Raw genomic sequence first — 24795 nt, 5'->3', positions numbered from 1 at the left:
GCTAAGGGCGTAAGGCTAAAGGCTACCGATTGGCCTGCTGCCTCGCTTTCCGAGCTTCGCGAACGTTCAGCAAGCAGACGCAGACAACGCTAAGCGATAGTGTATTTGCCTTCAGCTTTAAGCCTTCAGCCTTCAGCGATTTTTAAAGATCCCCGTACATTTTCTTCAACCCCTTTTTTATATAATCCGGCAAATTCATTTGTGCTCCAACACGTTTAAAGAAGGATCTGTCAGAGGCTACTGTCAATGCATCGAGTTGGATCGGCGTGAGCACTTCCGGTGTTATCTCCATGGCAGCTATCTTTCTGAACGGCAGGCCGTGCCTGGCCATGGGATCGAAATTGGGGCGAACGGCTTCCCCTTCGTCTTCATTATGATCAAGCACCAGTACCCATTCCGGTTCGGCACTCGCTGCGCTCGCTTCGGGCCCCGCTTTCAGTGGCACCAGAAAACGGTTGCCCTGTTTGTCTATCATACCACGTAATGGCAACGACCCTGCAGCCAGTTTTTTAATATTACGCAACCCGTTTCTGACCCGTTCTGTAGCTTCTGACAACGTAAGCTCTCCTACTACCGGATCCTGGGTCAGTTGTTGCAGGTTGAACAGTTTTTGTTTTTTGCTGATGGTCTTGGCCTCTGTTCCTTTGGTATCAAATGACCGCATCAAAGAGGCGTCACCATACCTGGGCGTACCATTGATCACAACCAGGCTAATGCTTTTCTCCGATGCCTGCAGCAGCGTTTTGTAAGGTTCTTTCCCCTGTCCGTTTATTACAACCAGGTCGGCCCGTTTGCCTTTTTCCAGCGTGCCCAGTTCTTTATCCCATTTTATGATGCGGGCGGCATTTTTAGTGGCCATGGCTATCAGCTCATAATCACTGAACAGCTTTCCGTTTGCCTCACTGTATAATTTTGCCACTTTCAATTCTCCCAACATATTCTTGCTGCCGCTGGGCGACCAGTCGCTTCCCAATGCAATGGTGATGCCGCTTGCTTTCGCGCTTTTGATATCGGCTGTTTGTCCGTATAACAGCAGGTTACTGAAGGGCGACCATACCATGGAGGCGCCTTTTTGTTTCATGATGGCAAAATCGGGCGGCTGCAGGGCTACGCAATGGATGCCGGCCAGTGATGGCCCGATGGCCCATTGGTTTTCGCTGAACTGCAGATTGGTAAAATGCTTGCGGGCTGAAGCGTTTGTCCCTTCGCTTAAGTGCAGCAGCATGCAGCTGCTCTTTTGTATTTGTTTTGAAAATTTTTCTGCATCGCGGGCAACAATATCGGGGATATGCGCATCTACGTCGGGCAGACCGGGATCGGCGGTTGCTTCTACGTTACGCACAATGCCGCGGTAATATTTTTTGATGCCCGCGTTGCTGAACAGCATAATACCCTGCGAAGTGGTTACACCGCCGGCAAGACATTTACATTCCACATAACGAACAATGGCTTCTACATAACCTTTTGTTTTGCCCAACAGGTTCATCGGATAGCTGATCTTCTGTTTATACGGATCGATGCCACTCCATTGCGCCCGGTTCTCATATTTTTTGGGCACTTCCCACATGGGCAGACAATTATAACTTAAATGATTGTGCAGCTCAATAAATCCCGGGAAGATCGTGCCTTTCGTTTTGATCACCGGGTAACTGGTGAGGGCTTCCGGAACCGGTTTACCATCGGGTATGATGGCTTCTATACGGGCTGCGTTTACAAACAGGGTTCCTTTGATGACCTCGTTGGGGCCGGCCATTGTTACAATGATGCCGTGTAGTGCGTAGTGAGGGCTTTCCAGCGGGTCAATGATGGGTTTTTTGGGCATATCAGTTGAATTTGGGGGCTTTCCATAATAACGTGTGACGGTCATCGGGAGAAGGCCGGCTTACACTGTTCATGCCCCGTTTTTTTCGAAAGAAGGCATCGTTGCCGAACCACTCGGGCAAACCAAATGGCAGGTCAATGCGCGGAATGGCCGCATAGTCCTGCTCTGCGAACCTGCTTCCGTATAAGGGCAATGTAGTAGAAGCGCCTGCATCGGGAGTAATGAGCTCACGCAAGGCGGTAACCACCCGGTTCCAGTCGGCAAGCATCTTTTTCTCACCCGCTGCGCCACCCGAATGGTAACTGGGATGATACGTTTCAAACACCTGTACAGCGCCTTTATTATCCCACAGTTGTACGGCTTTCTGGGCCACTGCGCCAAATGCGACTACCGCCTTTAGCGGCGGCTTTTTAAGCATGTTGAACAGTTTGTTACGCCAGGCGGTTTGTTCCGGCTGGCTGATCAGTTTCAATCCCTGGCTGAGATGGCTTGGAAAAAGGGCATAAGCAAATCCGTTCAAACAAACATAAGATTCTGTAAGGCCGATCTTATGCAGAAACCCCTGCACCCGCTGACCGGCATTGCCTACGAGCGTTCGGCCGGCAATACGTTCTGTTGGTCCGGGGTCAGAAGCCACACAAATGATTTTGGCGCTTCCGTCGAGGCGGCCCCGATAGAACACCGGGCCCCAATCGTACCAGAAATGTTCTTTGATAGCATCGTAATCAGGCAGGGCGGCAAAATGTTTGGCAAACGCTGCGCCGGGGCCTTTATCGAACTGGATCATCTTAATGTTTTAATAGTATATGATTGAATCGTGCTTTGTATTCAAAAATGAATTGTCTCAAATCAAGTCTCAGTTGCCGGGTTACCGGTTGCCGGTTACCAGGCGCCAGAAAGCTGCTTGCACGCCTTTATTAAAGCTGCAATTAAATTGAGTCCCGGTAACTGGTACCCGGAGACAGGTAACTAAGGGCGGATTGTGGTTAGTTCATCAATAGAGAAAGTTAGTTGGGTGGGACCTCAATGACTAAAGCTACTAATTTCTATTCTTACAGAACAACCGTAGTTTTACTGAATTTGGCGTTTTACGTTAAGTGTTCAAGGTCGGCAGGCAGGTTAAGCGTTTTGCGTCTAATTATCATTTCCTTTGCTCTCAAACCAGCTGAACACGGCGCTGTTGGTGGTTGGAGCTCCGTTTGACGTTGCATACATAGCATACATACAGCCTACAAAACCGCCCGCAGTAGCGGTGCTGAGGAAAGTCGCATCAACCCCTTCTTTAATCGTTTTCCAGTTATTGCTGCCCTTTTCTGCAAAGTGAAAGGAATAAGCATTACCGTTGGTCTGGATCTTTAACTGCAGCGGCTTATTGCCTGTTTGTATCTTATAAACCTCCAGTAATTTCGGCTGCCCCCCTTCCTTACCCGGGCCTTTGTACAATTGCAACACCGGCTGGTTGTTGTCTATCGACTGGCACAGGAAGTAATAATGCTGCTCATTTTGAAACACCAGTAATCCTGCTTTTTCCTGGGCACTGGCGGGTGTGAAAGATAATGCCGTGGCGGCATAACCGCGTTGGTGCGATTGCCTGAAACCAATGAAAGCCGGGTTTCCTTTATCAGCACATGTCTCGGGTTTCAATTGCATGGTGAGCTGTCCGGCAATACTGTTTATATGATACCAGGGCTCTTTTACGGTGCGCAGGAACTGGTACCGGTAGTTCAGCCTGGTGTTTTTGAAGTCATCCTTAAAATGATAATCAGCGCTGAAAGGCAGTGGATCTTTCGCTGTAGCGCCGGAAATACTTATTTTGTTGGGCACTGTTTCGTTGGGTGCAAGGATCACCGGCCAGTCTTCTTTCCATTGAACCGGCGCCATGAACGTTTCGCGGCCTGTATTGTAATGTCCTGCATTATAAGGCCGGCAGCCCAGGAATACGGCATACCAGTTACCATCGGGCGCTGTTACCAGGTCGGCATGGCCGGTAGACGTTACCGGCTTTCGCCTGTTTGCATCCAGGGTTCGCTGGGTAAGGATGGGATTGCCTTTGTAAGGTTCATAGGGACCTTCCACTTTTTTACTTCTGAATACAACAGCGGAGTGATTGAATTCCGTACCGCCTTCTGCGCATAACAGGTAGTACATCTTGTTGTATTTGTAAATATGCGGTCCTTCTATCCATACCGGTTTTTGCGAAATGTCGGTACCACCGTTTACCAATAATACCTCTTCGCCTTTTGTTTGCAGGGTACTTAGATCTACTTCATACATTCTTATCGTTCTATGGCCATCATATAGGGGTTTGTTATCGGGGGCAACACTGTTGTAAACAATATAGGCTTTACCGTTATCATCGAAGAACATGGAGGGATCGATGCCATTCATATTGGGTAAATAAACCGGGTTGCTCCAGGGGCCTTTGGGATTTTTGGCGGTAATGATAAAGTTGCCGCCTTTATCAACCTGCGTACAGGTGATATAATAAGTGCCCTTATAAAATCGTATGGCAGGCGCAAACAAACCGCGCGACACCTGTGCGCCATGCAAATCCAGCTGTTCGGGCCTGTCCATGGCAAAACCGATCTGTTCCCAATTGGCGAGGTCTTTACTGTGAAAGATCGGCAGGCCGGGATAATAAGCAAAGGTAGAATTGACCATATAATAATCATTGCCCGCCCGGCAAATGGATGGATCGGGATAAAACCCCGCCAGGATGGGATTGCTGACCCTGGCTGTTTGCGCGAGGAGACTTTGGCCGACAAATACGCTGACCAGAAAGAATATTGTTCTCATTGGCAAATCGTGGTAGGTACATGCTAATTTACGATTTATGATTTTGAGATTTCGAGATTTTGTGATTTGCTCCTGTTCAGCTTTCCGACGAATCTCAAAATTCCAAAATCTTCAAATCCCGAAACAACAATTTACGATTTATGATTTTGAGATTTCGAGATTTTGTGATTTGCTCCTGTGCAGCTTTCCGACGAATCTCAAAATTCCAAAATCTTCAAATCCGGAAATCAACAATTATCATCACATCTTTTTTACCCTGCCATTTTACAGATTATCGGTTTTCCCTTTCTGTAATCGATTGAAACAGATGCCTTCGGCATCGGGAAATTCAACCAGCATCGGCTGCAACCGGTTCCAGCTGGTGAGTATTTTACAGCTGTCTTTTTTACTCAGACTGAATAATACATCGCCTGGATTGAAATGAGTAGTTCCATCAAGGTATTTGTAATAAACGACATCTACTTTTGAAGAGTCACCCGAAAGCGTCGTCAATAATTTTATATAATTGGTCAAACCGGTTATTTCCAACACACCCCAACAGGTATCACGTTGCTGCGACACTGATAACTCCCATTGCATGATCTTGTTAATGCCGGTGGCGGTGGGCACCGGGTCTTCATGAAATGCATACGCTCCTACCCAGTTAGTGCAATGAATAAATGTATTGTTCTTTGAACAGGAACACAAAATGACAAATAACACAAATACAGGTATTACTACAAGTAGCGATCTTTTCATAGATACGATAAATTTATTGTTACCGGCTGCGCGCAGCCTTCGAGGTTATTGATAAAGGGGCAGAATGCGATGGTTCGGGGTGAGGTTATTACAAATGCCGATAATTAAAATGAGCGCATTGTGTTTTATGCGCAGCAATTTCAATATTTATCCGTTACAGCCGGCTGTTTTTTCGTTGTTGTGGAAAAAATCAGGGATCAACCGCCTGATATTATCGATTTTCTGCTGCTAATCGGATAATTTACTTTGTCACCGGCACCGTTCAAACCCTATCTTTGCAACACCATGTCGCTGTTTATTGCATCGCTGAATTCCGGAAGTAATGGAAACTGTTATTATGTGGGCAACGACCAGGAAGCCATTCTGGTGGATGCTGGTATCTCCTGCCGTGAAACCGAAAGGCGTATGACCCGCCTTGGACTGTCGATGCAAATGGTAAAAGCCATTTTTGTTTCGCATGAACATACTGATCACATTTGCGGCATTCCGGTGCTCGCCAAAAAATACAAGCTGCCTGTTTATATAACCGACTCAACGCTGTATCATGGCAGGCTGGAGATCCAGAAAGAACAGGTATACTCGTTCAAAGCATACGAACCCATTCGCATCGGCAACCTCGCTGTTCAGGCCTTTCCTAAAAGACATGATGCTGCCGAACCGCATAGTTTTATAGTGAACGGCAACAACGTGAACATTGGCGTTTTTACTGATATCGGTTCGCCCTGCGAAAACCTCATCATGCATTTCAAACATTGCCATGCTGCTTTTCTGGAGGCGAATTATGATGAAGAGATGCTGGAGAAAGGGAGTTATCCCCGGCATTTGAAGAACCGCATCCGGGGTGGTCATGGCCATCTGTCAAACAAACAGGCGCTGGAAGTATTTACCAAACACCGGCCTGCACATATGAGCCATCTGTTCCTTTCGCACCTGTCGAGAGATAATAACTCGCCGCAACTTGTGCAACAACTATTCAACGAATACGCGGGCAATACGCAGATCATTGTTGCTTCCCGTTTTGAAGAAACCGCTGTGTACCATGTAAAAGCAGACGCCAGTTCAATACCGGTCGATCTTCCTCAAAAAACAACCATGGCAGTTCGCTCAGCGCCCGTATACACACAGTTACGGCTGTGGTGATTGGGTAAAATCTTTGAACGAGTGCCTCATCGGGACAATCCTCCCATTTTATATTTCGCCTTGTCCGCACTTATTTTTTCAACAAATCACTGCCATTTTTTGGATCCGCAGCCGTGAACACCCCGGTTTTTCCATGTATAGTGGTCCAAACAGACATACCTTATTTTTATTTATATAATTCTCTGAATTGTACATTGTTAATGAAATTATAAAAGAAAAAGTACTGGCATACCGTTTTTAGAGAAAAGATTAACAATGTGTAGTTTTGCGGCAGGAATTTCCATGAAAAAATTCTTGGTAACCATATTAGCCTTTGTGTATCTGACAAGCACTTTCGGTGCTACGTTGCGGCTGGATTGTTGCCTGGAAAAATTGGTTTCCATTGGTTTGGGTGCTGCAGTGGAGGATGATTCCTTACAGGAGGAAAACAAAGGTGATTGCAACGACGATCATAAGAAGGCGAAGCTGGGGCATGAGCAAAAACGCAACGACGCCAAGATCAGGTTTGCCAAATATGTACCGGCATCACTCGATACCAATTATCCGGATTACTCATTTCATCCCGTATCTACTTTAAGGGAAGCATATCCGGTGAACAATGCGCCGCCACAAAAGGCGATGATCCCATTGTTTATCCTGCATTGCGTACACCGGCTCTAATCGGTTCTCCTACCCCATACTACTCCGGGGTCTGATTTGCAATAACTATATACAAGTCTCTACAGCAAGCTATTTACTTAACTGGCGGGTTATTCACCTGACCAGCGGCTTTAATCAATAGTACAATCACCAATAAATTGTAAGACCATGAGAAGGATATTTATGGCATTATCATTTTTAGTCATCGGAATGGTAGCAAATGCCCAGAGCGGAGTTTATCGTACACTGGATGATTTCGAGAATAACAAGCTCACCTATGCCACCAATGATGAGTCGAACAATAATAAAATACGGTTCAATGAATTTATAACAAAGCCTTTTCTCATTGTAAAGCAGAATGGAGAAAAGATCCATGTCTTCAAGGACGAGATCTATGCGTATAAGAACAAAGGGAATATTGTGCGCACCTGGAACTTTACACAGTATAATTTTTTAGAGAAAGGGCCGGTATGGATCTATTATAAGGATGTATACACTTCACAACCTAAAGGAACGCAGCGGGTACGGAAATATTTCTATTCAACGCATGGCAAGGGCGAGATTCTGCCTTTGACCGTAAACAACCTGAAGAGATCATTTCCAGACAATGACCTGTTCCATATTTACCTGGATATGCAGTTCCGTAATGACAGTGAGTTGGCGCACTATGACAATTTCGCCAACAAGTATAAAGTGAATCATCTTTTAGAAAAAGCCAATACAGGGCTATCTAAAAGGTAGGGGGAAATGAAAAACCAGAGATAGATTGTGCACTTTCAGGGTACAACACAAGGGCCCACGGCAAAAGCGGTGGGCTTTTTGTTTGGGGGTAATAAACAAAAACGGCCAGAAAAACCCTGGTTCCCCTGGCCGTTATACATTCACTGAAGAGCAACGCTAGGCGTTGAATCTTATTTTGGAAAATTCGGATCTGACTTCACTTCCTTGATCTGCTGCGTGTGCCGGTTGCTGTGAGCCGCCGTAAACAGGATCAATTGATAACTGTCTATCATGCCAATAGGTGTTTGGGTTATATGATCGCGCAGGCCGTCATTGGTCGACTTAACATATTCCATCACCTTATCACGGTTTTTCTTGAATGATTCAAATGCTTCGTCCGTGTCTTTATAGGGAAGGTTTTCAGGCATTAATTTGTCATTGGTCTTTACTTTCGTAGTGCGGTCGCCGATCCTTTGTACCAATTGTTCATCGGTGACTGTTATTTCACTGCGTTTTTCCGGATTGGCAGGCATCTTTACAGTGCCTTCCAGTGTTTGCCAGAACATCTCTTCACTGGCAGCAAGATGCTTGACACATTCTTCAATGCTCCATTTGTCAGACCCAGGTTTAAATTTCAGTTGAGCTTCCGACAGCCCTTTGATCTCATCCTTTAGTCGCTTTTCGGTGTCCTTTAACAGCTTGCTGGCGTAATTCCTTTCTTTTTTTGAAATGGGATCAACTACCAGGAAAGACAGCATCATGAGTGCTGATGCCATAAAAAACAGTTTTTTCATAATGCAATTGCTTTTTGGAGTGAACAATAAGGGGGCAGTTTAGATAGAGCGGGACTTTGGTAGCGGTTGCTAAATTAAGGAAAATTATAATAAGTCCTGAATGATAATAATCACCCTGAAAGGTCCGGCTTTCTGTTAGCAGATATTAACTAATTTATATCGGTAATTAGCCAATAATCTTACCATAACGATATAGTGCTAAGAAAACCACATCGATCTTAGTCTAAGAAATTCCGTTATATACATTTTCACACGGGCTAATTAGTTATATTTGTATTGACCCAGCCATATGAACTACAAGGTTGTTGACGATGCGATACTTTTGAAATTACTCAAAGCCGGTGATGGAGCTGCTTTGGAGGAAATTTATGTGCGTTATAGTGAACAGGTCTTTTTGGCTGCACTGAAAAAGGTACGGTCGAAAGCCATTGCCGAAGAGCTCGTGCAAAATCTTTTTATCAGTTTGTGGGTAAAACGCGAAACCGCCCAGATCCAGCACCTGTCATCCTACCTGCAATCAGCCGTTCGCTACCAGGTGATCGATTATATCCGCTCACAGCTTATCAGGGAGAAGTATTACCAGTCAGCCAGGGATCAGCTGGCCATACAGGAGAATTCCTCCGAATCAAGACTGTTATTACATGAGTTGTCTATCGCCATCGATAATACCATCAAAAAACTGCCGCATAAAACACAGGAAATATTCCGCTTAAGCCGGTATGAAAAGCGTTCTACCAAAGAGATCGCCCAGCATATGAACCTGTCTGAAAAAGCCGTGGAGTATCATGTAACGCAATCGTTGAAATTTATGCGCCTGCACCTGAAGGATTTCATCATTGTTGAATTATTCCTGTTAAGTCTTTAAATACCTTATCACCTGCATAAACCCCTTCTGCTATGAAATTCAATTGTACATCGAGTGCTGCCTGGTTAATTATAGCCCTTGCCGGCTGTTTCTCAGCCTGTTCTTCCGGCACTTCAAACACCATCGCATATCCGCAGCCAACGCCCGATTCAGCAGCTAAAGTATTTCTGCCGGGTATTGTGTCAAAAGATACCCTCGACTTCAACGCAACATTTACTGCGGATGGCAAAACCTTCCTGTTCGCCCGTTCCCAGAACCGGAAATATATGATCTTTCAATCGGTGTACAGCAATAAGCAATGGCAGCCGGAAACCATCAGTCCCCTGTTCGATACGCTGTATTCCAACGTAGATCCTTTTGTGGCGGCCGACAGCGCTATCTACTTTATCTCGAACCGGCCCAAAGACAACAGCGACACTACGAAGGATTATGATATTTACCGCATGGCCAAACTGGCCGATGGTTATGCCGCGCCGGAGTATCTTGCCGCGGTCAATAGCGACAGTACCGAATATTACGTCTCCGTATCCCGTTCGGGTGCTATCTTCTTTTCTTCCTATCGCGATGGTAACCTCGATCTGTATGTAAGTAAAAAAGGGGTGAATGGCTATGAAAGACCGGTGACCCTGGGCAATAGCGTCAATACCCAATCCGATGAGCATGACCCATTGATCGCCCCTGATGAATCGTATATCGTCTTTGCATCTGACCGGCCGGGCGGACTGGGACAGGCCGATCTTTATATCTCCTATAACCTGAACGGACAATGGCAGACGCCTACCGCTTTAGGCCATGGAATAAACACCAAAACCTACGAATACTGCCCCTATTTGTCGCCCGATGGCAAATACTTCTTTTTCAGCAGTGAGTTCAATGTTAAGTGGATCGGCAGCGATGTTCTGAAACGTTGATCGTTAATCTGATACAGGTGTGATGCGCGTACATGCAGTTACAAGTTACAGGTTACAGGGAAAAACAACTTTTAACCGCAAGCTCGTAACCGGCAACCGTCTACCCCGAAACTTATAACCTGGAACCTGTAACTTGTTATCTCTCCCCTGTAAATTTATTATCCACCCTTTAGGGGTACTTCCATTTCAAACGACTTAATAATACCTCTGCCTGCAGAGACAAACAAAACTACATGAATCGAAAGGCCTTTTATCATTTGCTGAAACGGTATGTAGAGAATGATTGCACTGAGGAAGAACGGAAACTGGTTGAACAATGGTACGACCTACTGGGTGATGAGGAAGGCATTGATCCATCTCTGCCGCCTGAGGAAATAAAGGAGTCCCTGGAGCGCCTTTGGCCAAAAATTCAACAGCAAACGCTGCATTCCGGCAGCCGGGCCTTACCAAAGGAACCAGCCGTTGTTCCCCTATGGCTGCGCTGGTTAAGTGCCGCTGTTATCACCGGAGGCATATTAGCAGCGGCCTGGTGGTACCTGGGTAATGATACTAAGTCAGCAATAGCAAAACGCCAGGCGCAGTTGGCGGATCTGCACCAGGTAAAGAATGACAAGCCCTTTAATGATACTGTTCTTTTGCCGGATGGATCGATGGTGATCCTGGAGCCAAAGGCGATAGTCCAATTCAGCGATTCATTTGCCGGCCATAAAAGAGAAGTATACCTGGAAGGAAATGCTTTCTTTAAAGTGACCCGTAACCCCAGATCACCTTTTTATGTGTATAGCAAAAACATTGTTACCCAGGTATTGGGAACCAGTTTTTATGTGAAGAACAATCCCCGTACAAAAAACATCGAAGTATCCGTTCGAACAGGTAAGGTAGCTGTATATGAATATGGCCGGCAAACCGTACAGAACAGGCGGAATGATGAATCGGGCGGTGTGATCCTGAAGCCCAACCAACGGGTGATATATAATGGTACCGATCATCATTTCAGAACTACCCTGGTTGACATTCCCCTGCCCGTAGCTGCAGAGCGAAATGCGGAGGAAAGGATCACGGAATTGAATTTCGTTTTTGAAGAAGCACCATTGGCAAGAGTATTGCTTTACCTGGAACGGTTTTATCACATTGAAATGGTGATGGAAAATGAAAGCCTGGCAAAATGTCTTTTTACAGGAGATATCAAAGGACAGGACCTGTTTGATCAACTGGAAATTATTTGTGAATCCATGCAGGCTTCTTATGAGGTTCGCGGCACACGAATTCTCATTAAGGGGTCAGGCTGTGAATGAAAGCAACTAACAATTACCCAACATCCAAAACGATTGTCGCATGAGAGAAAAACTATTCATCACGTAGTCCCGCACCGGGAACAGCTTTCCTGACATATTATTATTGAATGATCTCCCTGATCAATTGTGAATTTCCGGCAAATACCGGAACAGGTCATTTATTGGCCCCCTGTTTTCTGTAATGCCATTCACCCATAACAACTCATCTATGAATTATCAACGATTAGTTGCAATGAAACCTATTGCCCTGAGGCTCGGGTTTCTGCAAGCATTCCTCGTTCTCTTCCTGAACACTTACGCCTATTTTAATTCAGCAGAAGCACAGGGCATCCTCGACAAGATCGTTTCGTTGTCTGTTGAAAAAGGACAGCTGAAAGACGTGTTCAATGTGCTTCAGCATCAAACAGGCGCCCGTTTTGTGTATAGTTCAAAGACCATTGAAGCAGGCCGCAAAGTATCTATTAAAGCCAGTCAGAAGAAACTGGGTGAGGTACTGGAAGAACTGCTGTCTCCATTTGGCATCACCTTTAAACTGGTAAAAGACCGCATCATATTATACAGAACCTCGTCCATGACACTGGCTGAACCACCCGGTATCGATGTATTGACTGTAAAAGTAGAAGCGGCCGCCTTGCAGGAGATCAGGGGGCAGGTGACCGATGATAAAGGCACGCCGCTGCCTGGTGTCAGCATCATTGTCAAAGGCACATCAACCGGCACCAATACCGATGCAGAAGGCAATTTTACCATCAATGTACCGGACGGCAATACCATCCTGGTATTTTCCTCTGTTGGTTTTAAAACCCAGGAAGTGGACGTTGCCGGAAAAACGACCATAACGATCGCGCTGTCAGCCGGTGGCAACGGGCAGTTAGGCGAAATTGTGGTGGTTGGTTATGGCACGCAAAAGAAAGTAACGGTCACCGGTGCAGTTGCGCAGGTAAAAGGCGCCGAACTGGCGAAATCGCCTTCAGTGAATTTGTCGAACGCATTAGCCGGGCGTTTGCCGGGCGTTACCACTATTCAATCGAGCGGTGAACCAGGTTATGATGGATCAACCATCCGCATCCGTGGTTCCAACACGCCGAACAACAGCGGCGCTTTGATCGTCATTGACGGGGTGCCCGACCGGGCCGGGGGGCTCGAACGCCTGAACCCGGCCGATATTGAAAGCATGTCGATCCTGAAAGATGCAGCTGCTGCCATTTATGGTTCGCGGGCTGCCAATGGCGTTATTCTCATTACCACCAAACGCGGCAAATCGGGCAAGCCGCAATTGTCGTATGATTTCAACCAGGGTTGGTCGCAACCGACGCGCATACCCGAAATGAGCGATGCAGTAGAATATGCTACGATCATCAATGAACTCACCCTGTTCGACCTGCCTGCCGATCAATGGACTGCCGGCTGGAATGCCTTCAAGCAAAACGGGACTTACACGCGTACTGATAATGGCGTAAAAGTAGATGCCATTTACTCCCCTGAAGACATCCGCAAATTCGCTGATGGTTCCGATCCCTGGGCGCATCCCAATACCGACTGGTTCAAGACCACGCTGAAGAACTGGTCGCCCCAATCGAGACACAATGTGCAACTATCTGGTGGTTCAGAAAACGTAAAATACCTCGCCTCGGTGGGATATAATAACCAGGACGGTTATTATAAGAATTCGGCTACCGGTTACAAGCAATATGATATGCGCCTTAACCTCGATGCCAAAGTAAATAAATACATCAATACCAATATCGGATTAACGGCGAGGGAAGAGTTCCGGTTCTTTCCAACCGTAGGCGCACAGCCCATCTTTCGGATGCTCATGCGCGGTAAACCTACTGAGCAGGCGATCTGGCCCAATGGTTTACCCGGGCCCGATATCGAGAACGGCCAAAACCCGGTGGTGATCACCACCAATCAGACGGGTTATGATAAAGACCGCCGCGATTATTTTCAAACCAATGGCCGTGTCGATATCCAGGTGCCATTTGTAGAGGGCCTGAAAATATCCGGTTTTGCAGCGGTGGACAGATACTTCCGTCGTGGCAAGCGTTGGGAAACGCCCTGGTACCTGTATAACTGGGACAAAACGAGCTATGAAGCCGATGGCGTTACGCCCAAACTCACCCGCTCGGTTCGTTCTACTTTCACTGATCCCCGCCTCACCGAATCGCAGGAAGACCAACTGAACATCAACCTCTCCGGTTTTATTAATTACGACCGCACTTTTGGTGATCATACGTTGAACCTGCTGGCTGCAGTAACCCGCGAAACGATCGAAAACCAGACCTTCAATGCATTCCGCCGTAATTATATTTCTACTGCTATTGACCAGCTCCTGGCTGGTGGAGATGCCCAGCTTAATAACAACGGCAGTGCGTACAAACGGGCGCGCCTGAGTTATTTCGGCCGGGCGAATTACAACTATAAGGAACGATACATGATCGAATTCCTGTGGCGCTATGACGGCTCCTATATGTTCCCGGCCAGCGATCGCTTTGGTTTCTTCCCCGGTGTATTGCTTGGCTGGCGTTTGTCAGAAGAAAAATTTTTCAGAGGGGTATCCTTTATCAATAACCTGAAATTACGCGCGTCGTGGGGACAGATGGGGAACGACAATATTCTCTTCGATAATGTATTGCAGGAGTACCGGTACCTGGCCACCTACGGCTTGAACACGTATATCATGGGCGGCAATATGGTGAAAACGCTGACAGAAACAGGTGTGCCCAATCCGGGTTATACCTGGGAAGTGGCCAACAATGCCAATGTGGGTTTGGAAGGTTCTGCGTTGAACAGCCGCCTCACCTTTGAACTGGATGTATTCAATAATATCCGTACGAAGATCCTCATGCAGAATTCTGCGGTAGTACCAGCTTCTGCCGGTATTACTTTACCACCTGAGAACCTGGGTAAGGTCAGTAACAAAGGATTTGAATTTAATATCGGTTACAACGATTATTTCGGTGACCTGCGTTTTAGTGTAAGCGTGAACGGCGGTTATGCCCGCAATAAAGTGATCAATCTGCCGGAAACACCTGGCCTGAAACCACATCAGCTCTCAAAGGGGAAAACCTTCGGCACCAATGGCGCCGCTTTCCTGGTGTATGAGTACGATGGCGTGTTTATCGACCAGGATGATATCAACAAGAATACCATCGACTACAGCGCTGCCACCAATAAATTATTACCGGGTGATATGAAGTTGAAAGATATCGATGGAAACGGTAAGATCAACGCCGATGACCGGGTACGCCTGGAAAAGAACCGCGACCCCTGGTTTACCGGCGGGGTAAACTTCAACCTGCAATACAAGAATTTCGATTGCACGATATTATTCCAGGGCGCTACGGGTGGTTTGTTGTTCATTGGTACCGAGTCGGGCACCATTGGCAATTTCCTCCAATACTCCTATGATAATCGCTGGACGGTGGAAAATCCCAGCAGCGTTGATCCACGTTTGGTGAACAGGGGTAATACCTATTTTGCCGGCGGAGCTTTCGGCACCAATACCTATTGGCTGCGGAAAAGCAATTACCTGCGCATGAAGAACATCGAATTTGGCTATAACCTCCCGTCAAAGGTCATACAGCGGGCAGGCATCAGCAATCTCCGGCTGTATGCAAACGGTATTAACCTGGTCACATTTGATAAAATGAAGATCTGGGATCCGGAATCAACGAGTGGCAATGGACAGTATTATCCGCAGGCAAGAATACTGAATGTGGGCGCAAGAGTATCATTCTAAAATTTTTAAAATTATCATAGATGAAAAAGATCCTGTTTTGTGTATTCATCATTGCGGTGGCGGGCAGCTGTAATCGTGATTTTCTTGATACAAAACCCCTGGATAGAGTACCATCAGAAGATGCCTGGAAAGACGGTGCATTGGCGGAAGCTTTTGTCACCGGTATCTATACGGGACTGGGCCAGGGCGGATTTGATGAACAGATGCTCGCATCATTGTCAGACGAAGCGTTATTTACCCATCCCAGCCGTGGGATCAATATTGTAAATGAGGGCACACTGAATCCCTCGAACATCGGCTGGGTGAACGTGAATTACCGCTGGGGTAAAGACGCCGGTAATAACGATATGTATGCCAAGATCAGGCAGGCCAACCTGGCGCTGGAGAACTTACGCACAGCCAGTTTCGACGACCCGCCACTTAATGAACGGCTGCAGGGAGAAGCGCATTTCATGCGGGCCTATTACTATCATCAGCTGGTTCGGTATTATGGAGGTGTACCGCTCATTACCCGGTCATACGGACTGGGTGAAGATTACAGTGTAACGCGAAACACCTGGCAGGAATGTGTTGACTTTATCATAAAAGAATGCGATAGCGCCATACTGCAATTAAAAGGAAAGACCATGCCGGCCGGCCGGGCCAGCGAACTGGCTGCCATGGCATTGAAATCGCGCATGCTGTTGTATACTGCCAGTGACCTGCACGACATGCCTACTGCCAGATCAAGATCAACGTTGATCAGTGGTTATGCCAATCCGGAATTACTGGGTTATCCGGGCGGCGATCGTAAGGCCAGGTGGACAGCCGCCAAAAACGCCGCCAAAGCCGTGATGGATGCAGCATCTACCCTTGGCTACAAGATGAACCTGAATGCGCCGGTATCGGCTGCTGAAGGCAAAAAGAATTACATCTCCCTGGCCATGGGCGGCGGCAGTAAATTCGGCGACGTAGACAAATTCGCTGAAACTGAGATCCTCTTTGGCCGTTACTGGACAAACAGCAAGGACGAATACGGGGGAATGTATGTAGGATTGAACAATGGCCCCAATGGATATCATAACTGGGCCGGCAATACGCCGGTACAGCAGCTGGTGGACGATTATGAAATGATGGATGGATCGAAATTCGACTGGAACAATCCTGCCCATAAAGCACAGCCATATACGAATCGCGACCCGCGTTTCTATGCAACGATCTTATACGATGGGGCCGACTGGAAACCCCGGGATAAGATATCGGGTAATGTTGACCCTGCCAACCAGATCCAGACCGGTAAATACGACCAGGGCGGTGGCCAGTTCCTGGCCGGTCTGGATACGCGGAACAGTTCTATAGAAAACTGGAATGGCAGCTGGACCGGTTATTACATGCGCAAGTTCATAGACCCCGATCCAAATATTGTAGACAATACCACGCGGCAAACCATTCCCTGGCCTTTTTTCCGTTATACGGAGGCGGTGCTGAATTATATAGAAGCATGTATAGAGCTGGGCGAAGATATTGAAGCATTGACCTGGCTGAACAGGATACGGTTCCGGGCAGGTATGCCGGCGATCAACGAAACGGGGGCAGCGCTCAAAGAGCGGTACAGGAATGAAAGAAGGGTTGAGCTGGCTTTTGAAGATCATCGCTACCACGATTGCCGCCGCTGGATGATAGGACCCACAACGCTTGGCCGTAAGCTGCGATATATCGATGTGGTAGGCAACCTGAAACCGGGTGCTACGCCCCCATCGCCCTACAGACGCGATGAGACCAGGTATAATTATACTTACACCCCGCTGGAAGTAAATGCGCAGGAGAACCGTAAATGGGACGATAAAATGTATTTCAGGCCTATATCGCAGGATGAAATGAATACGAACCTGAAGTTGATTCAAAACCCGGGGTATAATTAATCACATTTTTACATTCGTTTAAGCTTTCAGGATATAAGGAATTTTAGCGATTGCGCGATTTCGAGATTTTGAGATTTCGAGATTTGCGATTTGTCGAAGGCAAAAAATAAATGAAATCCCGAAATCTCAAAATCCCGAAATCAGAAATTGTTTAACGATACATGAATCAATTTAAACGAGGATATTGCTTAATAATCATCGGCATTGTTTCCCTGCTGCAGGCATGCCATAACAAAGATGCCCCCAAGGAGGCTCATCCCCTGTTCACACTGCTGCCCGCCGACAGTACCCGGGTTACGTTCAGCAATACCCTCACCGAGGGCTTGAACACGAATGTATTGGTGTATGAGTATTTTTATAATGGCGGTGGGGTGGCTACCGGCGATGTAAACGGGGACGGGCTGGCTGATATTTATTTCACCGCCAATATGGGCGACAACCAGCTTTACCTTAACAAAGGGGCTATGCGGTTCGAAGATATCACCGCATCAGCCGGCGTAGCAGGCAGGCCGGGACCCTGGAAGACGGGCGTCACCATGGCCGATATCAATGGCGATGGACGGCTGGATATTTACCTGTGTTATTCCGGCAAGCTGCGCGGTGAAAAAAGGATCAATCAACTATTCATCAATACCGGCAATAATGGCAAAGGTTACCCGCAGTTTCAGGAGCAGGCGCAACAATATGGCCTCGCTGATTCAGGTTACAGTACACAGGCTTATTTTTTTGACCTGGATCGCGATGGCGACCTGGATGCTTTTTTGCTGAATCACAATCCCCATTCATTGCCGGTGCTGGATGAAGCCGGTACCGCCGCTTTATTGAAAAAAGAAGACCCGGCGATCGGTGTACGGTTATTGCGCAATGATAAAAACTACTTTACGGATATAACCGGCCGCGCAGGCCTCAGCAGTTCTTCCCTGACGTATGGATTGGCCGCCGGTATTGCAGATCTCAATGGCGATAGCTGGCCGGATCTATACATCTCGAACGACTATACGGTGCCGGATTACCTGTACATTAATAATCATAACGGCACATTTACCGATCAGTTGAAAACAAGCCTTGGCCAGAACAGCCAGTTCTCGATGGGCAACGACATTGCCGACATCAACAACGATGCGTTACCCGACATCTATACCCTGGATATGCTGCCCGAAGACAACCACCGCCAGAAGTTATTGTTTCAGCCGGATAATTATGAAAAGTTCGAGTTGAATATCAGGTCGGGGTTTCATTATCAGTATATGCGGAATATGTTGCAGTTGAATATTGGGGGCCTCCCCCCGACCCACTCCGGAGGAGGGGGAGGCCGGGAGGGGGCTCTTCCTTTATTCTCTGAGATCGGCCAGTTGGCTGGTGTATCCAATACCGACTGGAGCTGGGCGCCTTTATTAGCCGATTATAACAACGACGGCTGGAAAGACCTGATGGTGACCAACGGTTATCTGAGAGATTATACCAATCTCGACTTCATTAAATATATGAATGATTATGTGCAAAGCAAAGGCCGGCTGAAGCGGGAAGATGTTTTGGAGCTCGTACACAAGATCCCATCTTCGAATGTGATCAATTACCTGTTTGCCAATAATAAAAATTGCACGTTCAGCAATGTATCGGCGCAATGGGGCTTTACCACTGCTTCGAATAGTAATGGCGCAGCCTATGCCGATCTCGACAATGACGGTGATCTCGATCTCGTGATCAATAATATCAATCAGCCGGCATTTATTTATCGTAATGAAGCCCGCCAGCAAAACAGTTCGCATTACCTGCAGGTAAAATTGCAGGGACAGCCAGGCAATACCCAGGGCATTGGCGCTAAAATAATACTCTACAGCAAAGCCGGTGAACAATACCTGGAACAGATGCCCACCCGGGGTTATCTTTCAACAGTCGCTTCAACCCTTCATTTTGGACTGGGCGCTCAAACAGTCATTGATTCCCTACGGGTAATATGGTTAAGCGGAAAACAACAGTTGTTACAAACCATCGAGGCCGACCAGGTATTGGTAGTAGATGAAAAAGCGGCCACAGAGAGCTATGAATCGCTGCCGGAAGCCCCTGCCCTGTTTATGGAAACGAATGCACCTATACCGTACAAAGCATCGGTAAACGCCATAAACGACTTCAAGAGACAACCGCTATTGGTGAGTCCCTTATCGTTTAACGGGCCCTGCCTGGTAAAAGGGGATGTGAATGACGATGGACTGGAAGACATTTTTACGGGTGGTGGCAACGGAGAGGCGGCTAAAATTTACATTCAGCAGAAAGGCGGTCGCTTTTTGGCTAAACCGCAACCAGCTTTTGAAACCGATCGTCAAAGGGAGGATGCCGATGCAGTTATTGTTGACCTGAACGGTGATGGGGCCCGGGACCTTTATGTAGCCAGTGGCGGTTACCATAATTACACACCTGACGATCCCCTGTTGCAGGATAGATTGTACCTCAATGATGGCAAAGGAAATTTCACCAAAATTGAAAATGCACTGCCAGCGATGCGGGTCAGTAAAAGTTGCGTACGTGCGCAGGATATCAACAATGATGGGTTTATTGACCTGTTTGTAGGGGGAAGGGTGATCCCTGGCCGTTATCCGGAGCCTCCGGAAAGTTTCCTGCTCATCAACGATGGCAAGGGACATTTTACCAATCGGATACATGCAATTGCGCCCGTCTTGTCAAAGGCCGGCATGATCACCGATGCTGCCTGGATCGATATGAACAATGATAGTAGAAATGACCTGGTGGTTGTTGGTGAATGGATGCCGGTGAGCATATACATCAACGTTGATAACACGCTGCATGATCAAACGCAGCAATATTTCAATACCCGGTATCGTGGCTGGTGGAACAGGATCGCAACGGGTGATTTTAACAAAGACGGCCGGCCCGATCTGGTCATCGGCAACCTGGGATTGAACACGCAATGCCGGGCGAGCGATACGGAGCCAGCTGACCTGTACTATAAAGACTTTGACGGCAATGGCGCCATCGATCCAATTTTTTGTTTATACATCCAGGGCAAATCGTATCCCTATTGCACCCGCGATGAGCTGCTCGATCAGATCAGTCTCATGCGTACCCGGTTTATCGATTACAAAAGTTATGCAGATGCTACGCTTACCGACATCTTCACGAAAGAAGAAATCAACGGCGCCGGGCACTTACAGGCCAATTACCTGCAGACCGCTTATTTTGAAAGCAACGCCGCCGGTAAATTAAGGTTGAAAGCACTGCCTGTTGAAACCCAAAATGCCCCCGTGTATACCATTACACCACTCGATTATAATAAGGATGGCCACGAAGACCTGCTGTTATGTGGTAATATGAACAAAGCGAGGTTACGTCCCGGAAAATCCGATGCCAACCATGGCGTGTTGTTGCAGAACGACGGCAAAGGCGGGTTCACCTATGTTAACCAGCAACGATCGGGATTTTATTTAAAAGGCGATGTGCGCAGTGTGGCAGCTATCAATCAACTGTTATTGTTTGGGATCAATCAACAACCGCTGAAAGCTTATACATTGACAAGATGAAACGATTCTTCCATACCATTTACTTTATTTTACTGCTTATGATCGAACTAACCGGTTGTACAACCCGTACCAAACAACCACCTGTACTAACCGCAGCAGCCATCAACCAGGTAATGACGCAAATGACGGATGTGATGATCCATGACATAACGAATCCACCATTAGCGGCCCGCTTTTTTTCATATGCCTGTCTGGCCGGCTACGAAGTGGTGGCACAGCAGCATCCTGGTTTTAAAAGCATGTATGGCGTACTGAATGATTATCCTGACCTGAAGCGATCAGATAGTATACAAGATTATGATGTGCCGTTAAGCGCCGTGCTGGCGATGTTGCAGACAGCACAGAAATTACAACCGTCTGGAAAGTTGTTAGCCACGTACGAACAACGGTTTATGGATTCGTGCCGTCGATCGGGGTATGACGAAGCGATCATTTTAAATTCCTGGCGGTATGCAAAAGCGGTCAGTAAAAAGATCCTGGCGTATGCAAAGGAAGACCGTTATAACAAGATCAGCAATTACGCCCGTTATTCACCCATTGATAAAGAAGGTTGCTGGTATCCTACTCCACCCGGTTTTCTGCCGGCGGTAGAGCCCTGGTTCAGCACGGTGCGTACGCTGGCCTTAGATTCCTGTTCGCAATTTATGGCGCCGCCGCCCATCGCCTTTTCAACCGGTAAAAAGACGGCTTTTTACAAACTGTTATTACAAAATTATAATGAAGGCAAACCTGTGTCGATGGAGCAGCGCACCATTGCTGCTTTCTGGGATTGCAATCCCTTTGCGATCCAGGACGATGGGCATTTGATCCTTAGCAGCAAAAAGATCTCACCCGGCGCTCACTGGCTGGGTATTACCGGTATTGCCTGTGAAAAAGCCGGAAAAAGCTTTGAGGAAGCCATGCAGATCCATACCTGGGTGGCTATCGGTTTGCTCGACGCTTTTATCTGCTGCTGGGATGAGAAATTCCGCAGTAACCGTATTCGTCCGGAAACAGCCATTCGCAAATACATCGATCCGCAATGGACACCGGTATTACAAACGCCGCCATTCCCCGAATACCTGAGCGGACATTCGGTTATCTCTGCGTGTTCCGCAACCATTCTCACCCATTTTTTTGGAAATGATTTTGCATATACTGATGATGTGGAAGAAGCCTACGGACTGGCGCCCCGGCATTTCACTTCATTTAACCAGGCCGCTCAGGAAGCCGCCATCAGCCGTTTCTACGGCGGCATTCATTTTATGGATGCTATCGAGAACGGGTTGGTAGTGGGGAGTAAAGTTGGGAGCTGGATCGTAAAGAAAATGAATAATACTTTATAGGAAGTAGTTACCGGTTACCAGCTGCCAGTTACCAGGTGTTAAAAGCAATGTCAGCTTACCTGCAGGCAGGAATGCTGAAACCGGAGACCTGGTAACCGGAAACCGGGAACTGGTAACCAGCACCGCTTAGAAATCAACACTCACTTTAACGACAACCTTCTTTACAAACGAAGGCTTTTCAATAAAAATATTGGGCATATGCAGATCATGCGGGTAGAAAACTGCAAACATGCCCTGTTGCAGCACCGAAAAAAACGAAGGCTTTTCAGACCACAACATAAAATCCTTTTCTGCATCGTAGGCTTTGGAAGACGTTTGCCCTTTTAAGAAGTCATGACCGATGCGTTCAGCCCCGGTTACAATATATTGAATGTCGATATACTTCTTATGCGATTCCATTTGCTCATTATCCGGAGAAATAGTGTCGTATTCATTGACAATAGCAAACAGTTTGTCCCCATCGAGCTCGTATTTTCCTTTTTCTACTTTGGAAAAATCGGTTTGGGCAAGATATTCAAACGCTTTTTTAAACAGCGGTCCCTGGCTGGTATACAAGTGTGCATTTGACAGCAGATCGATAATCATTTTGTATAGTTATATAATATATAGGCGGGAAGATACTTAAAAGATTTCTGATTTCGAGATTTAGAGATTTCGAGATTTAGAGATTCGAGATTTAGAGATTTCGAGATTTGCATAGGGTCAGCTTTCTAAGAAATCGTAACATCCCGAATTTCAGAATCCCCAAATGGCTGAATTTCCTATTACGGATTGCTGATTTTCGACATTTGCCCTGGACCAACGTTTCCCACAAATCGTAAGGTTCCAAAATCCCAAAATCAGAAATCCCAAAATCAGAAGAATATTTGGTATTGCAACACCACGCTGTTCTTACGTTTTCCTTCTTCTACCCTGCCTCCTCTTTCTTCAAACGTTGGCCGGTTCTGCCAGTCGAGCGTAAACTTCGATTTATGTCCATTGATAAGGCAATTGATACCGGCATTGTATATGTTCATTTGGGTTCCCTGCAGTCTGTCGTAATCAGCGCTGGTAAATGTAACATACGGCATAAAACGGCTCTTGCTTTTTAGAAAGTTTTCAGGCAGCAAATAGCCGAGCTGTGAATAAATGACCTTGCCGGTTCCGAACATTGGATGCGCATTACCAAAATTGGCACCATGTCCGCCAATAGTATTGATACCGGTGGTGCCATTGGCCGGGTTCATCGAGCCGTTAAAACGAAGGTAGTTGGTGCCATAGTCGGTAATGAAATACCCGGCATAGGCGGAAAGGGCGTCCTGTTTGCTGCTTAATGGCATATCGAGGAAACTTTCAACGGCAAACAATTTCATATCCTGGTAGGCGGTATCGCCAATTTCGCCGTATTTCCACATGGCGTCTTTTTGGAAGATACCACCAACCGCAATGTTAAAGATCTTCTTTTTGCCTAAATAGGTACCAGTCATGTATGGGGTAGTATGATTTTCATGTTCGAAGAACTGGTACATCAGGTAGCCCTGTTGTTGCAGTTGGTGACCCAGCTGGGCAAAACTGGCATTTTGAGAGATGCCGGGCCATGTATTGGTGCCGTTCGATGTTATGGGAAAGGGATCACTAAGCACGAAGCGGTAATCGAATTTTCCTACCTGACCTCTTGCATAAACGCTCAGTTTTCGGCTGAACTCATCCGTTTGGTCAACCGTAGCCTGGGCAAACACCGGTACGTCCATGGTCATGATGCTGCTCACACTGGGTTGCGAAAACCTGGATAAACCATTGGTAATGGTCAATCCACCGCCCACTTTTAACTGGTTGCCTTTCGATATTTTATATTCACCAAGGGCATCATGAAAAAAGGCGTGGAGTTTCCGGTTGCCGCCGGTATTGAACTGGCTGTTGAAGTTGTTCATTCCAAACTGGAAATACACAAACACTTTATCGGTGAGCTGTCCCATCGCCTGAAAGCGGGTTCTGCGTAAGCCGATATCAAAAGTATTGTCTTTAGGTTTGCCTTCAACGAGTGTACCCGGATTGCTTTCGTTGAACCGCACCCAGGTCTGGTTCATGACCGTGAACTGGAAATAACGGCTTCCATCCTGGTTGAGGTTGAATTTTAATGCATCTTTTTCGGGAGCTGGCTGCGCTGGTGCTGCGGGTGTTGTAGTTGCCGCCTGGTCCTGTTGTACCTGTGCCCTGGAATTGACCGATAACAAAAGGAAAGCGGTAATGGCAATACAGACTGTTCTCATGGTAAGTTTCTTTAGGTTTTTTCGGACCGCGAATATAGGCACGGGAACTTACATCGGTTAACCTGGACTATTAAAAGCGGATGAGAACGTTGTATTATAACAAAATTGTAAGGAGAAACCTTTTCAGGGATGACAAACAATCGAGCTGCCCAATAGAGACCTGAGCATGGTCATTTAGCATGGCAGTCGATAGAGGCGAAACAAATGTAACTATTATTTTAATTAGTTCATAATTTCCTGCCGTGTTGCTCCGGTTATATGCTTGCGACGACCCATAGTTGTTTAAGTATCAACAAAAAGCCCCGACAGGCTCGTCGGGGCG

At 46.9% G+C, this 24795-nt stretch carries 17 protein-coding genes; 10 read left to right on the top strand and 7 right to left on the bottom strand.

The window, feature by feature from the left end:
* Positions 1–142 precede the first annotated feature (142 nt).
* The 4 genes from JUB15_RS16225 to JUB15_RS16210 all read right to left on the bottom strand — a co-directional run bounded on the left by JUB15_RS16225 (position 143) and on the right by JUB15_RS16210 (position 5356).
* Entirely contained in the window at positions 143–1822 is a 1680-nt protein-coding gene (locus JUB15_RS16225) for an amidohydrolase family protein (RefSeq protein ID WP_207513550.1), read from the bottom strand.
* 1 nt (position 1823) lies between these two features.
* Complete coding sequence (locus JUB15_RS16220) at positions 1824–2609, bottom strand: uracil-DNA glycosylase family protein (protein WP_207513549.1); 786 nt, start codon at positions 2607–2609, stop codon at positions 1824–1826.
* Between the two features lie 347 nt (positions 2610–2956).
* A complete protein-coding gene (locus tag JUB15_RS16215; protein ID WP_207513548.1) occupies positions 2957–4618 on the bottom strand; it encodes a glycoside hydrolase family 43 protein in 1662 nt (553 codons plus the stop codon).
* A gap of 264 nt (positions 4619–4882) precedes the next feature.
* Positions 4883–5356 carry a DUF5991 domain-containing protein gene (locus tag JUB15_RS16210; protein ID WP_207513547.1) on the bottom strand — a complete coding sequence of 158 codons (474 nt, stop codon included), beginning with the start codon at positions 5354–5356 and terminating at the stop codon, positions 4883–4885.
* 285 nt (positions 5357–5641) lie between these two features.
* Here JUB15_RS16210 and JUB15_RS16205 point away from each other — a divergent pair, with 285 nt between their 5' ends.
* From JUB15_RS16205 to JUB15_RS16195, 3 genes are all read left to right on the top strand, one after another.
* Positions 5642–6496 carry an MBL fold metallo-hydrolase gene (locus JUB15_RS16205; protein ID WP_207513546.1) on the top strand — a complete coding sequence of 285 codons (855 nt, stop codon included), beginning with the start codon at positions 5642–5644 and terminating at the stop codon, positions 6494–6496.
* Between the two features lie 282 nt (positions 6497–6778).
* The gene (locus JUB15_RS16200) at positions 6779–7156 is read left to right on the top strand and encodes an HYC_CC_PP family protein (RefSeq protein WP_207513545.1); all 378 of its coding nucleotides are present in this window, start codon (positions 6779–6781) and stop codon (positions 7154–7156) included.
* A 147-nt stretch (positions 7157–7303) separates the two neighbouring features.
* Complete coding sequence (locus JUB15_RS16195) at positions 7304–7876, top strand: hypothetical protein (protein WP_207513544.1); 573 nt, start codon at positions 7304–7306, stop codon at positions 7874–7876.
* Positions 7877–8046: 170 nt separating this feature from the next.
* On the opposite strand, the gene JUB15_RS16190 is transcribed toward JUB15_RS16195, so the two are convergent.
* Positions 8047–8631 (bottom strand): DinB family protein, encoded by a 585-nt coding sequence (locus JUB15_RS16190; protein WP_207513543.1) that lies wholly within the window; start codon positions 8629–8631, stop codon positions 8047–8049.
* A 307-nt stretch (positions 8632–8938) separates the two neighbouring features.
* Between JUB15_RS16190 and JUB15_RS16185 the strand changes: the two genes are divergently transcribed.
* The 7 genes from JUB15_RS16185 (at position 8939) to JUB15_RS16155 (ending at position 22224) form a co-directional block, all read left to right on the top strand.
* Positions 8939–9514 carry a sigma-70 family RNA polymerase sigma factor gene (locus JUB15_RS16185; RefSeq protein WP_207513542.1) on the top strand — a complete coding sequence of 192 codons (576 nt, stop codon included), beginning with the start codon at positions 8939–8941 and terminating at the stop codon, positions 9512–9514.
* Between the two features lie 32 nt (positions 9515–9546).
* Positions 9547–10425 carry a TolB family protein gene (locus JUB15_RS16180; RefSeq protein ID WP_207513541.1) on the top strand — a complete coding sequence of 293 codons (879 nt, stop codon included), beginning with the start codon at positions 9547–9549 and terminating at the stop codon, positions 10423–10425.
* A 233-nt stretch (positions 10426–10658) separates the two neighbouring features.
* Positions 10659–11720, top strand: a complete 1062-nt coding sequence (locus tag JUB15_RS16175; protein WP_207513540.1) for a FecR family protein — start codon at positions 10659–10661, stop codon at positions 11718–11720.
* A 232-nt stretch (positions 11721–11952) separates the two neighbouring features.
* A complete protein-coding gene (locus JUB15_RS16170) occupies positions 11953–15462 on the top strand; it encodes a TonB-dependent receptor (protein ID WP_242696375.1) in 3510 nt (1169 codons plus the stop codon).
* Between the two features lie 20 nt (positions 15463–15482).
* Complete coding sequence (locus JUB15_RS16165) at positions 15483–17363, top strand: RagB/SusD family nutrient uptake outer membrane protein (protein ID WP_207513538.1); 1881 nt, start codon at positions 15483–15485, stop codon at positions 17361–17363.
* A gap of 161 nt (positions 17364–17524) precedes the next feature.
* Entirely contained in the window at positions 17525–20899 is a 3375-nt protein-coding gene (locus tag JUB15_RS16160) for a VCBS repeat-containing protein (protein WP_207513537.1), read from the top strand.
* Positions 20896–22224, top strand: a complete 1329-nt coding sequence (locus JUB15_RS16155) for a vanadium-dependent haloperoxidase (protein ID WP_242696374.1) — start codon at positions 20896–20898, stop codon at positions 22222–22224. The genes JUB15_RS16160 and JUB15_RS16155 overlap by 4 nt, the downstream gene beginning before the upstream one ends.
* A 126-nt stretch (positions 22225–22350) precedes the next feature.
* Here JUB15_RS16155 and JUB15_RS16150 read toward each other — a convergent pair whose 3' ends face one another.
* The gene (locus JUB15_RS16150; RefSeq protein WP_207513536.1) at positions 22351–22809 is read right to left on the bottom strand and encodes a NanQ anomerase/TabA/YiaL family protein; all 459 of its coding nucleotides are present in this window, start codon (positions 22807–22809) and stop codon (positions 22351–22353) included.
* 269 nt (positions 22810–23078) lie between these two features.
* Positions 23079–24473 carry a hypothetical protein gene (locus JUB15_RS16145; protein ID WP_207513535.1) on the bottom strand — a complete coding sequence of 465 codons (1395 nt, stop codon included), beginning with the start codon at positions 24471–24473 and terminating at the stop codon, positions 23079–23081.
* Positions 24474–24795 lie beyond the last annotated feature (322 nt).

Source organism: Longitalea luteola, from assembly GCF_017356035.1.
GTDB lineage: Bacteria > Bacteroidota > Bacteroidia > Chitinophagales > Chitinophagaceae > Niastella > Niastella luteola.
The sequence above is the reverse complement of the archived record's forward strand: the minus strand, read 5'-3'. Positions and strand labels throughout refer to the sequence as shown.

Coding starts and splice junctions, on each gene's coding strand:
- JUB15_RS16225 (WP_207513550.1), bottom strand. CDS start 1,822: ATGCCCAAAAAACCCATCATTGACCCGCTGGAAAGCCCTCACTACGCA.
- JUB15_RS16220 (WP_207513549.1), bottom strand. CDS start 2,609: ATGATCCAGTTCGATAAAGGCCCCGGCGCAGCGTTTGCCAAACATTTT.
- JUB15_RS16215 (WP_207513548.1), bottom strand. CDS start 4,618: ATGAGAACAATATTCTTTCTGGTCAGCGTATTTGTCGGCCAAAGTCTC.
- JUB15_RS16210 (WP_207513547.1), bottom strand. CDS start 5,356: ATGAAAAGATCGCTACTTGTAGTAATACCTGTATTTGTGTTATTTGTC.
- JUB15_RS16205 (WP_207513546.1), top strand. CDS start 5,642: ATGTCGCTGTTTATTGCATCGCTGAATTCCGGAAGTAATGGAAACTGT.
- JUB15_RS16200 (WP_207513545.1), top strand. CDS start 6,779: ATGAAAAAATTCTTGGTAACCATATTAGCCTTTGTGTATCTGACAAGC.
- JUB15_RS16195 (WP_207513544.1), top strand. CDS start 7,304: ATGAGAAGGATATTTATGGCATTATCATTTTTAGTCATCGGAATGGTA.
- JUB15_RS16190 (WP_207513543.1), bottom strand. CDS start 8,631: ATGGCATCAGCACTCATGATGCTGTCTTTCCTGGTAGTTGATCCCATT.
- JUB15_RS16185 (WP_207513542.1), top strand. CDS start 8,939: ATGAACTACAAGGTTGTTGACGATGCGATACTTTTGAAATTACTCAAA.
- JUB15_RS16180 (WP_207513541.1), top strand. CDS start 9,547: ATGAAATTCAATTGTACATCGAGTGCTGCCTGGTTAATTATAGCCCTT.
- JUB15_RS16175 (WP_207513540.1), top strand. CDS start 10,659: ATGAATCGAAAGGCCTTTTATCATTTGCTGAAACGGTATGTAGAGAAT.
- JUB15_RS16170 (WP_242696375.1), top strand. CDS start 11,953: ATGAAACCTATTGCCCTGAGGCTCGGGTTTCTGCAAGCATTCCTCGTT.
- JUB15_RS16165 (WP_207513538.1), top strand. CDS start 15,483: ATGAAAAAGATCCTGTTTTGTGTATTCATCATTGCGGTGGCGGGCAGC.
- JUB15_RS16160 (WP_207513537.1), top strand. CDS start 17,525: ATGAATCAATTTAAACGAGGATATTGCTTAATAATCATCGGCATTGTT.
- JUB15_RS16155 (WP_242696374.1), top strand. CDS start 20,896: ATGAAACGATTCTTCCATACCATTTACTTTATTTTACTGCTTATGATC.
- JUB15_RS16150 (WP_207513536.1), bottom strand. CDS start 22,809: ATGATTATCGATCTGCTGTCAAATGCACACTTGTATACCAGCCAGGGA.
- JUB15_RS16145 (WP_207513535.1), bottom strand. CDS start 24,473: ATGAGAACAGTCTGTATTGCCATTACCGCTTTCCTTTTGTTATCGGTC.